13 protein-coding genes are annotated in these 13,007 nt (G+C 42.3%); all 13 read right to left on the reverse strand.

Going from position 1 to position 13,007, the window contains the following annotated elements; translation table 11 throughout:
* Positions 1-91 precede the first annotated feature (91 nt).
* The 13 genes from rpsB to fliR all read right to left on the reverse strand — a co-directional run bounded on the left by rpsB (position 92) and on the right by fliR (position 13,007).
* A complete protein-coding gene (gene rpsB / locus AKG37_RS12185) occupies positions 92-826 on the reverse strand; it encodes a 30S ribosomal protein S2 (RefSeq protein WP_007499561.1) in 735 nt (244 codons plus the stop codon).
* A gap of 155 nt (positions 827-981) precedes the next feature.
* Positions 982-1,521, reverse strand: coding sequence for a hypothetical protein (locus tag AKG37_RS12190; protein ID WP_060699062.1), 540 nt, complete (start codon positions 1,519-1,521; stop codon positions 982-984).
* A 21-nt stretch (positions 1,522-1,542) separates the two neighbouring features.
* Positions 1,543-2,310, reverse strand: coding sequence for a FliA/WhiG family RNA polymerase sigma factor (locus AKG37_RS12195; protein ID WP_034317687.1), 768 nt, complete (start codon positions 2,308-2,310; stop codon positions 1,543-1,545).
* 24 nt (positions 2,311-2,334) lie between these two features.
* The gene (locus tag AKG37_RS12200; RefSeq protein ID WP_060699063.1) at positions 2,335-2,835 is read right to left on the reverse strand and encodes a chemotaxis protein CheD; all 501 of its coding nucleotides are present in this window, start codon (positions 2,833-2,835) and stop codon (positions 2,335-2,337) included.
* Entirely contained in the window at positions 2,835-3,461 is a 627-nt protein-coding gene (locus tag AKG37_RS12205; protein ID WP_060699064.1) for a chemotaxis protein CheC, read from the reverse strand. Before AKG37_RS12205 ends, AKG37_RS12200 begins: the two co-directional genes overlap by 1 nt.
* A gap of 12 nt (positions 3,462-3,473) precedes the next feature.
* Positions 3,474-3,935: a chemotaxis protein CheW gene (locus AKG37_RS12210; protein WP_060699065.1), complete on the reverse strand. Its 462-nt coding sequence runs from the start codon at positions 3,933-3,935 to the stop codon at positions 3,474-3,476.
* A gap of 24 nt (positions 3,936-3,959) precedes the next feature.
* Positions 3,960-5,987 (reverse strand): chemotaxis protein CheA, encoded by a 2,028-nt coding sequence (locus tag AKG37_RS12215; protein ID WP_060699066.1) that lies wholly within the window; start codon positions 5,985-5,987, stop codon positions 3,960-3,962.
* A gap of 5 nt (positions 5,988-5,992) precedes the next feature.
* Positions 5,993-7,066 (reverse strand): protein-glutamate methylesterase/protein-glutamine glutaminase, encoded by a 1,074-nt coding sequence (locus AKG37_RS12220; protein WP_060699067.1) that lies wholly within the window; start codon positions 7,064-7,066, stop codon positions 5,993-5,995.
* On the reverse strand, positions 7,063-7,968 hold the full coding sequence (locus AKG37_RS12225) for a MinD/ParA family protein (protein ID WP_060699068.1): 906 nt from the start codon (positions 7,966-7,968) through the stop codon (positions 7,063-7,065). Before AKG37_RS12225 ends, AKG37_RS12220 begins: the two co-directional genes overlap by 4 nt.
* Complete coding sequence (gene flhF / locus AKG37_RS12230) at positions 7,965-9,080, reverse strand: flagellar biosynthesis GTPase FlhF (RefSeq protein WP_060699069.1); 1,116 nt, start codon at positions 9,078-9,080, stop codon at positions 7,965-7,967. The genes AKG37_RS12225 and flhF overlap by 4 nt, the downstream gene beginning before the upstream one ends.
* Positions 9,080-11,113, reverse strand: coding sequence for a flagellar biosynthesis protein FlhA (gene flhA, locus AKG37_RS12235; protein ID WP_060699070.1), 2,034 nt, complete (start codon positions 11,111-11,113; stop codon positions 9,080-9,082). The genes flhF and flhA overlap by 1 nt, the downstream gene beginning before the upstream one ends.
* 29 nt (positions 11,114-11,142) lie before the next feature.
* Positions 11,143-12,231 carry a flagellar biosynthesis protein FlhB gene (flhB, locus tag AKG37_RS12240; RefSeq protein ID WP_060699071.1) on the reverse strand — a complete coding sequence of 363 codons (1,089 nt, stop codon included), beginning with the start codon at positions 12,229-12,231 and terminating at the stop codon, positions 11,143-11,145.
* Positions 12,228-13,007 (reverse strand): flagellar biosynthetic protein FliR, encoded by a 780-nt coding sequence (fliR, locus tag AKG37_RS12245; protein ID WP_024426982.1) that lies wholly within the window; start codon positions 13,005-13,007, stop codon positions 12,228-12,230. The genes flhB and fliR overlap by 4 nt, the downstream gene beginning before the upstream one ends.

Genomic DNA, 13,007 nt, shown 5'->3' on the forward strand with positions numbered 1-13,007 from the left:
TTTACATTTCCTCCTTCTATGTTAAAACACGGATTACTAGGTGAAAAAAAGGTGATAAAAGGCATTTCCCTCTTATCACCTTTTGAATAGGTTACGCAGTTGTTGTTTCAGTTTCTGTCGTTTCTTCTACAACAGCTTCTTCTTCGCCTTGTTTAGACTCAAGAATCGCATCTGCCATTTTAGCAGTTAGAAGTTTTACAGCACGGATTGCATCATCGTTTGCAGGGATCACAACATCAATTTCGTCTGGATCACAGTTTGTGTCAACGATACCGATGATTGGGATATTCAATTTACGAGCTTCTGCAACTGCAATACGCTCTTTACGAGGGTCGATAATGAAAAGTGCATCCGGAAGACCCTTCATGTCTTTGATTCCGCCTAGGAATTTTTCAAGACGTTCTAATTCTTTTTTCAGTTGAACGACTTCTTTCTTAGGAAGAACTTCGAAAGTACCGTTTTCTTGCATTTTTTCAATATCTTTTAAACGTTTGATACGTTTTTGGATTGTTTCAAAGTTTGTTAACGTTCCACCAAGCCAGCGTTGGTTTACATAGAACATACCAGAACGGATTGCTTCTTCTTTCACTGAATCTTGTGCTTGCTTTTTCGTACCAACGAAAAGGATTTTTCCTCCGTCAGCAGCAAGGTTTTTCGTGAAGTTGTAAGCTTCCTCTACTTTTTTCACCGTTTTTTGAAGATCGATGATGTAGATACCGTTACGCTCTGTGAAGATGTAACGCTTCATTTTTGGGTTCCAACGGCGAGTTTGGTGACCGAAGTGAACACCAGCTTCTAGCAATTGTTTCATAGAAATAACTGACATTTTGTTGCCTCCTAGTATAATGGTTTTTTTTCCTCCGCTTAAGTCATGTTCACATAAAACTGCGCCACGGCAGCACCTTCATCCGAATCATTAAGCGTGTGTATTTAACACCAAGAAATAATATAACACATGATGGACTGACAATCAAGAATCCTTTACAGCTTTCCGCTAAATTTTAATAAAAGCTCGATTTCTGTCTTGCCAGTTTTCAATTCTTTCGCTATTTCTTCCAGTGATCGCCCTTCATCATATAAGGTCTTCACTTGGTTTTCGAATGTTTCTTCTAATTCACTTTCAGAAGGCTGAGAAGCCTCTGTTTCAAGTTGTGGAACGGGTTCGTTTACCTTCTCTTCCTGTACCTCAACTTCGCTAAGGAGAGCCGACAGGTGCTCTGGTACTGGATCTTCACTTTCGACCGATTGCTGGGATTCAATTGGTGGTTGTGGCTGCTTTGGTGTCTGAAGATCCGATTTCAGCTCTTCAGCAGAAAAATCAGGGGAAGCGGCTGCCACTTTTGATAGTTTGTCATTCTCTTCTTTGACTTCCATCAAAAATGCAGCCAGGGTATTTTCCGTTTCTTCTAGAAGTTCTCGCTGCTTTTGTTCTGTTGCCTTCAGCGAATTCATTCTCGTATATAAAATGATCACAAAATAAATAAGTGCAGCATGAAGCATGAAGCTAATCAGCCATAACATATTTTTTCACTCACTAACTCTTTAAGATTGAATGGCTTTATCAAGCAGATGCTTAAGCTTGAACAATGCCTTTGAATGAATTTGCGAAATGCGTGAGGTAGATAAATTGAGCACTTGACCAATTTCCGTTAATGTCAGTTCTTCTTTATAGAAAAGACTGATCACGAGCTTTTCTTTTTCTGAAAGCTCTGTGATTTTTTCAGCAAGCTGTTCAATTAATTCATCTTTCAGCATTTTCTCCTCAGGAGTCACAGACTTCTCGTCACGAATCATGACCTGTACGTTCTCACCGTCTTCTTGATCATGCAGCTTCTCATCGATTGAGAGCAAATTCGCAAAGAACCCTTCATTCATCGTTGTGACGACATCCTGTTCGCTCATGCCGAGTTCCTCAGCTACCTCTGTTGGCGTTACATTTCTCAAATAACGCTGTTCAAGCTTTTCAATAGCCGCTTCTACTTTTTTTGTTTTCTCTCTTGATGTACGAGGCAGCCAGTCCTCTTTACGAAGACCGTCGATGATGGCCCCGCGGATTCTGAAGGATGCATATGTATCAAACTTCAGATCTCTTCCGGGGTCAAATTTTTCAAGGGCATCATATAAACCGAGCATCCCTAGACTGATCAAGTCTTCTTTATGCACTGACTTCGGGAGACCGATGGAAATTCTTCCAACATGATATGTGACGAGCGGCATATAGCGGCGCATAAGATCATCTCCAGCAGCTGGGTCTTTCCACTCTTTCCATCTAGCCCATAGCGCCTGATCTTCGTAATTTAAGGATTGCATCTTTATCCCCCTATACTTCCTTAGTTATATCTTCATAATGCCTTGCTTCACAGTGCGGATTTCAAGCTCTGCCGTAAGCGGATCGAATTCAATTGTACGGCCATTGCTCCCGCCCGTATCTTCACTAATAATCGGGATATGATGAAGAGACAGATGTTCTTTAACAGCTGATACGTTTCTAGGTCCAATTCTCATCAGATCATTGGTTGACTTAAACTTAAACATTTCCGCTCCGCCAGCAAGTTTCGCCTTTAGCGCATGTTTGCGTGCGCCTTCTTTTAGGAGCAGATCAATTGTATGCTGAACACCTGTATCTGCATATTTAGCCAAGTTCTCCACCGCCCCTTTTGCAAGGGAGGAGTCTGGAAGCATGACATGGACAAGACCTGCCAGCTTTTTCTCTTGATCAAACAAGACAAGCCCTACGCAGGAACCAAGACCGGATGTCCGAATGCGGTCCGGTGTTTTAACAAGCTGAACATCTGCAATACCAACCTTTACAACTGCCGGAACTTGCACGTTCATTACAGGTTACCTAATGCTTTGAATAGTTTTTCAAACGATTCAAAGTCTGGTAATAGAAACATATTTCCTTTCAGCTCTTGCTTATTATGATCATCGAAAATTGATGTATCAATCACAATTGCCTGATCGCCTAAAGGGCTGAATTGCATTAACCCTTCACTAATGACAGCCCCGAACATATCGAGCGTGACATCTGGAACACTTGGGTGAAGCTGCAATTTTGTTAAATCGGCAAGGGCTGATAAATAAGAGCCTGCTAAAATATTGCCAAGTTCATGAAGTGCTGACGTCCCCATCACATGTTCATGAATGGTATCAATATCAAATGCCGGGTCATGTACAAGCTCTCTCACAAATTGCTCTGCTTGCTCAAACGGCATAATGAAAAAGATCGAGCCGGATAAATCTCCTTCCATTCGCAGGAAAATGCTTGCAACAGGAAGATCTGCACCGCCAAAGAAATCCATCAAATCGTCAAACGAGAGAACCTTAACAAAAGGAACAGCCATATCTATTTTGCGATCCAATAGGTTGGCAAGAGCAGACGCTGCGTGGCCTGCCCCGATATTCCCAACCTCTCTTAAAATATCTAGCTGTTCATCTTTAATTTCATTGAAAATGCTCATTTCACATCCCCCTTAATGGACAGGTGCACCTTGAACGCTCTTGTCGAGAACAGCACCAGCATGAATGATATTAAATAGGCGCTGATCATGCTTAATGATACCTGTCACCCATGACTGTCCTTCTTTTTCAGCTGATTCAGGAGAAGATTCTACCTCTTCTTGATGGACCGTAATGACATCATTCGCTTCATCGACAATCCAGCCGACTTCAAGGTCACCAACTTGTACAATGATCATTCTAGTTTCATCTGTAATGTCGTTGTTAGTGGAACCAAGTCTGACTCTTAGGTCAATGACAGGCGTCACAACACCGCGCAAATTAATCACACCGCATATATAAGGGGCAACGCCAGGAACTCTTGTCGGCTGCTGCCATTTTTCAATGGATTTTACTTCTGATACTGAAATGGCGTATTCTTTTTTGTTTACGATAAACACAATCATCTTTTCGCCAGTTTTGATATCTGTACTCATTTCAGACCGCTCCTCTATTGTTTTTTACTTGATCAATGCATTACAGTCAACGATGAGTGCAACTTGACCGTCACCTAGGATTGTTGCGCCAGATATCGCAAATACGTTTGGCAGGTAATCTCCTAGTGATTTCAATACAACTTCTTGCTGACCAATAAATGAATCGACCACAAATGCTGTCAGCTTGTCTCCTTTACGAACAACAATGATGTGCAGTTCTTCCTCTAATTCATTCGCATTTGGTACGTGGAATTGTTTCTTCAAGTACACGACCGGCACGATAAATCCGCGGAAATCAATCACTTCACGATCATGAGTTTGCAGGATGTCGCTTTTCTTAATGACAGCCGTTTCAATAATAGAAGAAATCGGAATCGCAAATGTTTCCTCTTCGAGTTTTACAAGAAGAACAGAAATAATCGATAATGTAAGCGGAAGCTGAATCGAGAATAGTGAGCCTTGCCCTTCTGTTGAATTGATGCTCACAGATCCGCCTAATGATTCCAGCTTATTTTTCACAACATCAAGACCGACACCGCGGCCTGAGATATCAGAAATCGTATCAGCTGTAGAGAAACCTGCTGCAAAGATCAATGAATCAATTTGATGATCTTCAAGCGTCTCTGCTTCTCTTTCTGTAATAACCCCGCGTTCTAATGCTTTTTCAAGCACCTTTTTACGGTTAATCCCGCCGCCATCATCCTCTACTTCAATGAAGACATGGTTTCCGCTATGATACGCCTTTAATAGGACTGTACCTTTTTCTGGCTTGCCTTTTTTCACACGTTCTTCTGGTGATTCAATCCCGTGATCTAAACTATTTCTAAGTAAGTGCAAGAGCGGATCTCCAATTTCGTCGATCACTGTTCGATCAAGCTCTGTCTCTGCACCTTCAATGATCAGTTCAATTTTCTTATTAAGCTCTTTCGTCAATTGACGAATCATACGTGGGAATCTGTTAAACACAGTTTCCACAGGGACCATTCTCATGTTCAGGATGATGGATTGCAGGTCTCCAGAAATACGAGTCATTCTTTCGACGGTGTCTGTCAGTTCGTTATTTTCTAGTTCTTTTGCAATCTGTTCTAAACGGCCTCTATCAATGACAAGTTCTTCAAATAGATTCATCAGAGAATCTAGACGGTCGATGTTGACACGAATTGTTTTTGTTCCGCCGGCAGCGGCACCATTATTGCCATTTGCTTTTGGCGCATCGTTTGCTGGTGCCTTCGCAGCAGGAACGGATACTTCTTCTTTTTTCTGTTCAGGCTGTGCCTCTTGTTTTTCAGCAGGAGCTGCTTCAAATGCGGAGACTTCAGAGATCTCCACATTCTCAACCTCTGAGATCGCTGTGACGATTTTCTTCACTTCGTCCATCGGCTGTTTAGATAGATAAGATATGCTGAATTCAGATTCGAAATCTTCTGATTCTAACAGCTCTGCATTCGGAACCGTTTTGACAACTTCGCCTGCTTCATTCAGTCTTTCAAAAATCATATAGACACGAACAGCTTTTAATAAGCATGCTTCGCTTAATGTCACGTTAATTTCATAGCATTTGAAGCCTTGCTCTCTCGCTTCATCAAGAACAGTTCGTTCAAATTCGTTATAGTCTAAGTCATTAGCGGCAGCAGCGGATGCAGCAGGTGTTTCAACGCTAGAAGCTGCCTCCGCATGGCTTCCTGTCACATCTAGTTTTTTACTAATTTCTGTGACATCACGTTTCCCATCTCCGCCTTCTGCAATCGATTGAACCATTGCTTCTAGGTGATCAAGAGCTTCGAACATCGTATCCATTGACTCAGGAGTAACAATCATTTGTTCGTTGCGGATGGCATCAAACATATTTTCTAGGTGATGCGTTAGATGAGCCATATCATCAAAGCCCATTGTTGCACTCATGCCTTTCAATGTATGAGCTGCTCTGAATATATCATTTACTAGCTGCAAGTCGGTTGGGTTCTTTTCTAACTCAAGAAGCTTTTCATTACAAGTTTGTAAGTGTTCTCTGCTTTCATCTAAAAAGATATCTAAGTATTGGTTTACATCCAACGAGTTCACGCCCTCTCTTTTTTCATGGAGCTTATAATTGCATGTGCGATGTCATCCACATGCCTTGTTTCATGTGCAAGGCCTGCATTAATGACTGATTTAGGCATTCCGAAAACAACACATGATTCTTCTTTTTCTGCAATGACTTTCGTATGACCGCTTGCGACCATTTTTTTGACACCTTCTGTACCGTCACTACCCATTCCTGTCATAATGACAGCGATTTTCTCGTAACCTTTGATGCTGCTGATAGATTCGAATAAATAGTTCACGGATGGTTTGTGCCGGCTTTCCGTGTCTTCAGGGGACAGCCTGATGACTAAAGATGTCCCCTGATCATGAAGTGACATATTCATTCCACCAGGAGCTATGTAAGCCACTCCATTTTTTGCGATGTCTCCATCTTGTGCTTCTTTAATGGTGATTTGTGATAAATGGTCTAACCTAGTAGCAAGTGATGCCGTAAATCCTGCCGGCATATGCTGCACAATCAATATAGGTGCCTCTATGTCCTTTGGCAGCTTCGTTACGACTCGTTGAAGTGCCCTTGGCCCTCCAGTAGATGTTCCGATAGAAATAATCTTTCGGAGTAATCCGCTTTTTCCTGCTTGCACGCGGGGTACAGGCACTGGACTTGGCGGCTTCATCACTGGCTTAGGAGAAACCTGCTCTTTCTTGCGTTTTCTTGACATTCCTGCCGCAAGTACCCGCTCTACAATTTGACCCCTGACTTTGTGTAAATCGAGCGAAATGCTTCCCGAAGGCTTTGTCACAAAGTCGAAGGCACCGAGTTCTAAGCAATGGATGGTTAAATCCTTCCCTTGCTTCGTCTGGCTTGACACCATAATCACGGCAAGGTCGTGTTCAGCCAGAATTTGCTTTAATGCTTCTGTTCCATTTAACACAGGCATTTCCACATCTAGTGTGACGACATCTGGATTCAGTTCCTTAATCCGTTTTAATGCATCTTCCCCATTTCGCGCCGTTCCGACGACTTCTATTTCTTGCTCGGCACTTAGAAAGTCACTAATGAGCTTCCGCATAAAGGCCGAGTCATCTACTACAAGCACTCTAATCATGAGTCCACCTTCCTCCTTTTAAAAAAAGAGGACAACTTATCTATAAACGTATGCTGTTCTCTCCGTGCCTCTCTTATCTGCTGATGATATAGTGTGTCTGCCAGCATCTTAATGGTTTTACTCAGTCTTGAATGAGGCTGCTTCATATAAAATGGCATTTGTTCTGAAACTGCTTTAGGAACCGCAGGATCATCAGGCACAGCACCAGCAAACACAAGTTTTCTGTGAAGAAAGGATGTGACCACTCCTGCTAATTTCCGGTAGGTTTCAGACCCTTCTGACGGGGTTTTACACCTGTTGACAATGATTTGCACAGACTGTTCAAACTGATGAATGGCTAAGTGCTTAATCGCACTGTAGGCATCCATGATGGATGTGGGCTCTGGCGTAGTCACAACGACCACTTCTCCTGCCGATAAGACAAAAGGCAGCTGATCTTTTGACAAGCCAGCCCCCATGTCAAAGAAGATACAATCAAAGTCATGCATCATTCTTTCCATCTCTTCCAGAAAGAACGACCATTGATCTTTATCTAAAGAAAACAGCTGTTCAAGTCCACTTCCGCCAGAAATGTAATAGAGGTTATCCGCCCCTTTGGTCATAGCTGCTTGGAAGGATTTTTTCCTGACGAGGACATCTAATATAGAGCTAGTCGATGTTTTCCCTAGTAAAATATCAATATTCCCCATACCAAAATCAAGGTCGATCACTAACACTCTTTTGCCTGTGCTTGCGATAGACAGTGCCATATTCAGTGTCAAATTCGATTTACCTACCCCACCTTTACCGCTCATGACGGCAATGGTTTTGGCCTGTCCGCTTACGCCAAGAGGAGCCGGTGTCATCAACTGACTCTGCTGAACTAGTTTTCTCAAACCTTCTGCTTGGTCAGGCTTCATCATTGTAAAACCATCCTTGTTAGTTCAAGTGGAGAACCTTCAAGAATATCCTCAGGCACATTTTGACCATTTGTTAAAAAGCCAAGTTTGATTTGCGAGTCTGCAATGATTTGAAAAATGGTTCCCATCGTATCCGTTTCATCTACTTTTGTAAAAATGAATTGATCGATTGGAACGTGTTCAAAGCGTTTGACCATGGCTTTCATGTCTTGATACTTTGATGTCGCACTCATCACGAGAAAACTTTGAATGCTTTCATCAAATGGAATAATGTCTGTCAGCTCTTTGATATACGCCTCTTCTTTAAAGTTACGACCTGCTGTATCGATGAAAATATGATCATACTCCTTAAAGGTCTCTTGAGCTTTCACAAAATCCTCTCTCGAATAACAAACCTCAAGCGGTGCATTCAGCAGTTCAGCGTATGTTTTCAGCTGTTCGATCGCTGCAATCCGGTACGTATCGGTTGTAATAAAAGCGATTTTCTTTTGCTGCTGAATGGCCGTTTTAGCAGCCAGCTTTGCAATCGTTGTCGTTTTACCAGCTCCGGTTGAACCGAACAGCACAATGTATTTTGAAGAAATCATCGGCTCATCAGAGGTTTGGGCTGGCAGCATATCTGAAAGCAGTTGTTCGAGTTCTTTTTTTATATGATTTTCTTTCACGGCACCCTTTGTTAAAAGCCCCTTCAGGCATTCGTCGCGAATTGCATCATCAAGACCTTGATCCTTTAGCTTTTGATCGATTGCAATGAGAGGATCAGGCAGAATCCCCGCATGCCGTTCATTCCTTACATATTCTAAAGGCTGTGCATGAGAAGGCGCTGGTTTCACTGGCTCAGGAGCAAAGGATGGCTGTTCAGGCCGCTTTTGAACTTGCTCCTTTTTTGGTAACACAGGAAGAGGTGGCGCAGGGTTTAAACCTTTACCAGCTCTTTCTTCGAAATCTTGGTCTAGCACTGCAATCACTTCGACCATTTGCTGTTTCTTTAAACCGAACAGCTTTCGTTTGACAACGGTTTTCGAATTGAGAATGACGGCATCTTTCCCAAGCTGCTGCCTAATTTGAATCGTTGCCTCTTGCATAGAATTTGCTGTGATTTTTTTCATTTTCATTAGATATCCACCACTCCGATGCTCTGTACTTCCACATTCGCTTCTAGTTCGTTATAAGATAGTACCGGTAAATCTGGGAAATATCTTTCTAACAACTGCTTAACGTACATTCTTATAGGAGGTGAGCACAATAGAACTGGCGTTTCCTGACGAAGCGAAAGCTGTTCAATTTCTCTCGCCACTGATTGAATCACACTTTCAGAGGATTCTGGATCTAACGATAAGTAGTTGCCATGCTCTGTCTGCTGAACACTGTCAGCAATCACCTTTTCAACTCGGCCTGAGCATGTCACGACTTTCAATGATTCATTTTCCCTTGCATATTGTGCGGTAATCTGTCTTGCCAGCGCCTGTCTGACATACTCTGTTAATAAATCTGTATCCGTCGTTAATTTTCCGTAGTCTGCAAGCGTCTCAAAAATGGTGACAAGGTTTCGAATAGAGACCTTTTCTTTTAGCAGCTTCGCTAATACTTTTTGTATATCACCGACTGCCAGTGGATTCGGCGTTACCTCATCCACTAAGACAGGATAACTTTCTTTCAGATGATCAATTAATTGCTTCGTTTCTTGGCGTCCGAGCAGTTCGTGTGTGTTTTGTCTAATCTTCTCTGTGATATGAGTAGACACAACAGATGCTGGGTCTACAACCGTATAGCCTAGCATCTCAGCCTGATCTTTTTCTGCTTCTGATATCCATTTAGCTGGCAGACCAAAGGATGGTTCGATTGTTTCAATTCCTTCAATCGGATCATCATCAGGCGTTGGGGACATCGCTAAGTAGTGATCAAGCAGGAGCTCCCCTTTTGCTACTTCGTTCCCTTTAATTTTCAACCGGTATTCATTCGGGTTCAGCGCAATATTGTCTCGGATCCGGACGACTGGAATGACCAGACCTAGTTCGAGGGCAAGCTGCCTTCGAATCATCACAATTCGGTCTAACAGGTCACCGCCCTGATTTGCATCAGCTAGCGGGATCAGACCGTAGCCAAACTCAAATTCAATGGCATCCATTTGCAGGAGGTGAATGACACTTTCTGGGCTTTTCATCTCTTCTACCTCTGCCTGTTCCTCGAGTACCTCTTCGATTTCTTCTTGATCTTGTTTGTTTTTCGACATCATGTATGCGCCAAGCGCTAGTAAACCTGCGATTGGCCCAGTCAACAGTACGCCGATTGGCGTAAATAAACCAAGAAGGAAGATCGTTCCTGCTGTGACATAAAGCATGGCTGGAAATGCAAAGAGCTGACCTGTAATGTCAGACCCAAGGTTTCCATTAGAAGCTGCCCTCGTAACAACAATCCCTGTCGCCGTTGAAATAAGGAGTGCCGGAATTTGCGAAACAATTCCGTCGCCTACCGTTAACAGGGTAAAGTGGGAAGCTGATTCTTGAATCGACATGCCTTGCTGAAGCATCCCAATAATAATTCCAAATATAATATTGATGATAACGATGATAATACCAGCGATGGCGTCCCCTTTAACGAACTTACTGGCACCGTCCATCGCTCCATAAAAGTCTGCTTCTCTCGCTACTTTTTCACGGCGGTTTCTTGCTTCACTTTCTGTCAGCATCCCTGCATTTAAATCAGCGTCAATACTCATTTGTTTACCTGGCATCGCATCAAGTGTAAATCTTGCCGCAACCTCTGATACACGCTCAGCCCCTTTGGTAATAACAATAAACTGAATGATGATCAGAATAAGGAAAACAACAAGACCAACGAGGATATTTCCTCCAACAACAAATGAACCGAACGTTTCTACAACCTTTCCAGCATCTCCTGTTGAAAGAATAGAACGTGTTGTAGAGATGTTTAGCCCTAAACGAAACAGCGTTAGGAGCAAAAGCAATGATGGAAAAATTGAAAATTGCAGTGGTTCTTGCATGTTCATAGTGGTGAGAAGCACGATAAGCGCAAGAGAAATATTAATAATGATTAAGATACTTAATAGAATGGGCGGAAACGGTATGACCAGCATCGCCACAATTAAAATAACACTGAATAAAACAGATAAATCTCTTGCTGACATGCCTGTTCTCTCCTTTTAAAACCAAAAATTCATAAAATCTTTTGTTTCGTTTTATAGACGTAAGCTAAAATTTCTGCGATCGCCTTAAAGTATTCTTCTGGCACCGCTTGGTCGATATCGACCTGGTCATAGAGTGCTCGGGCCAGCGGGCGGTTCTCGACAGTCATGACATCATGTTCTTTCGCAATCGTTCTAATTTTCAAAGCCAAAATATCCGTTCCCTTTGCCACCACATAGGGCGCGTCCATCTTTTCTTCGTCATACTTTAAAGCAATTGCATAGTGGGTTGGGTTTGTAATGATGACGTCCGCTTTTGGGACTTCCTGCATCATCCGTCTCATGGCCATTTCCCGCTGACGCTGTTTAATCTTTGATTTTATGAGCGGGTCACCCTCTGATTTTTTATACTCATCTTTGATGTCCTGTTTGGACATCCGCAAGTTTTTTTCATAATCAAATTTCTGATACATATAATCAAGCCCTGCTAAGATCAGAAGAGCACCAGCTGCATATAGTCCCATAATCAAGGTCATATTTGCGACGAAATGAAGGGTTTCCTCTGCTGTTAATAAAGGAAGCCGCAAAATTTCATCAAAGTGCATCCAAAGCGCTATAAATGTCGCAAAACCAACAAAGCCAATTTTTAAAATGGATTTTAATAGCTCTACGAGGGCTCGAATACTGTATATCCGTTTAAACCCTTTGATTGGGTCAAGCTTTTCTAATTTCGGTTGAATCACTTCTGTCGAAAAGAGAAAGCCGACTTGTAAATAGTTACTGAGAACGCCTGCCAGCATACCAACACCAAGGATTGGCATAAGGAGGATCCCTGTTTCTTGAAGCAATTCCAAGAATAATTGATGAATATTAGATGTGCTAACCTTCATTAGCATAGTTGTTGAATAAAAACGTTCAATGAGCGCTATAATACGCTCTTTCATAAAAGGCCCAATAAAAAAGAATGATAAAAAGATTAATAGAAACGAGATGGCTGTATTGACGTCGGTACTTTTGGCAACCTGCCCTTTTTTACGCGAATCCCGCCTTTTTTTCGGCGTTGCTTTTTCTGTTTTTTCACCTGCGAAAAATTGCAGTTCTAGTCTAAGCCTTGTCATCATGACGAACCACCGACCAATGCTAAGAAATTCCTCATGGTGAGTACAATCGTTTCAAATGTATTTTGGACAACACCGAAGATCACGCCCATACAGATGATGATCATAATAAAACTCACACCCATTTTAATAGGAAGCCCGACCACAAATACGTTCATTTGCGGAACTGTACGTGCCACAATTCCTAATGCCAAATCGACTAAAAACAGACTTGCTACTACAGGTGCCGAGATTTGAAAGGCGATGATAAACATTTGGTTAAAGCTCTTTGCAATAAAGTAAGCAAAGGATTCACTGCCGAAATTCAGCGCGTATTGATCAACTGCAATGTATTGAAAGCTATAATAGATTCCATCAAGCAGCAGGTGATGTGCATTTGTTGCCAGCATCAAGAGCAATGTGACCGTATAAAAGAACTGCCCCATCAGTGGTGTTTGCGCTCCTGTTTGCGGATCAATAATATTGGCAATCGCAAAACCCATTTGAAAATCAATGAACGAGCCGGCAATTTGCACAGCGGACACCATGATATAAGCAATCAGCCCAAGTAAAAGTCCGACCATTGCTTCTTTCACCGCAAGCATCATATAAAGTCCGTCTATATCGAGTGCTGGCGGTTCTTTAATGGTGCTAAAACTAATGACGGCTAAAAACAGTGAGAATCCAACCCTGTGTACTGCTGGGATCGTTCTATGCGCTAAAAGCGGTACTGTTACAAAAAAAGCGGTGATGCGAATAAAAACTAATAGAAAAGCAGGGAATAATTCTATGATTGACAT

Origin of the sequence: Bacillus australimaris (assembly GCF_001307105.1) — a bacterium.
Lineage (GTDB): Bacteria > Bacillota > Bacilli > Bacillales > Bacillaceae > Bacillus > Bacillus australimaris.

Bases quoted from the DNA above. Each gene is read 5' to 3' on its own strand.
- rpsB (WP_007499561.1), bottom strand. From the start codon at position 826: ATGTCAGTTATTTCTATGAAACAATTGCTAGAAGCTGGTGTTCACTTC.
- AKG37_RS12190 (WP_060699062.1), bottom strand. From the start codon at position 1,521: ATGTTATGGCTGATTAGCTTCATGCTTCATGCTGCACTTATTTATTTT.
- AKG37_RS12195 (WP_034317687.1), bottom strand. From the start codon at position 2,310: ATGCAATCCTTAAATTACGAAGATCAGGCGCTATGGGCTAGATGGAAA.
- AKG37_RS12200 (WP_060699063.1), bottom strand. From the start codon at position 2,835: ATGAACGTGCAAGTTCCGGCAGTTGTAAAGGTTGGTATTGCAGATGTT.
- AKG37_RS12205 (WP_060699064.1), bottom strand. From the start codon at position 3,461: ATGAGCATTTTCAATGAAATTAAAGATGAACAGCTAGATATTTTAAGA.
- AKG37_RS12210 (WP_060699065.1), bottom strand. From the start codon at position 3,935: ATGAGTACAGATATCAAAACTGGCGAAAAGATGATTGTGTTTATCGTA.
- AKG37_RS12220 (WP_060699067.1), bottom strand. From the start codon at position 7,066: ATGATTAGAGTGCTTGTAGTAGATGACTCGGCCTTTATGCGGAAGCTC.
- AKG37_RS12225 (WP_060699068.1), bottom strand. From the start codon at position 7,968: ATGATGAAGCCTGACCAAGCAGAAGGTTTGAGAAAACTAGTTCAGCAG.
- flhF (WP_060699069.1), bottom strand. From the start codon at position 9,080: ATGAAAATGAAAAAAATCACAGCAAATTCTATGCAAGAGGCAACGATT.
- flhA (WP_060699070.1), bottom strand. From the start codon at position 11,113: ATGTCAGCAAGAGATTTATCTGTTTTATTCAGTGTTATTTTAATTGTG.
- flhB (WP_060699071.1), bottom strand. From the start codon at position 12,231: ATGATGACAAGGCTTAGACTAGAACTGCAATTTTTCGCAGGTGAAAAA.
- fliR (WP_024426982.1), bottom strand. From the start codon at position 13,007: ATGTCAATCATAGAATTATTCCCTGCTTTTCTATTAGTTTTTATTCGC.